A 378-nucleotide genomic window follows, 5' to 3' on the forward strand; every position below is an offset into this window, starting at 1 on the left:
CCGCCCGCATCGACGGCGCGTCCAGCACCAAGATCCTCACGAAGATCGTCCTGCCGCTCTCGTGGCCCGGCATCGTCGTGTCGGCGATCTTCGCCTTCCTGCTCGGCTGGAACGACGTCCTGTTCTCGACGATCATGACCACCCCCAACACCCGCACGGTGGCGGTCGTCCTGCAGGTCCTCGGCACCACGCAGGAGGGCGGCGCCGTCCCGATCTACGGCCAGATGATGGCCGCCTCGATCGTCTGTGCGGTCCCGGTCGTGGCGCTCTACCTGATCTTCCAGCGCTACCTGGTCGGCGGTCTCACCGCCGGCTCCGTCAAGTAGCGCTGTGCAGTCTGCCGACTTGTCCACAGACTGCCTGGAGGCGCGGTGCCAG

The 378-nt window shown here is 67.5% G+C and carries 1 protein-coding gene; it reads left to right on the forward strand.

Going from position 1 to position 378, the window contains the following annotated elements; translation table 11 throughout:
- A partial coding sequence (locus BIV03_RS18090; RefSeq protein ID WP_139202086.1) for an ABC transporter permease subunit occupies positions 1-326 on the forward strand: 326 nt, incomplete at its 5' end.
- Positions 327-378 lie beyond the last annotated feature (52 nt).

The sequence above is a fragment of the Curtobacterium sp. MCBA15_016 genome (genome assembly GCF_001865105.1).
In the GTDB taxonomy this organism is placed as follows: Bacteria; Actinomycetota; Actinomycetes; order Actinomycetales; family Microbacteriaceae; genus Curtobacterium.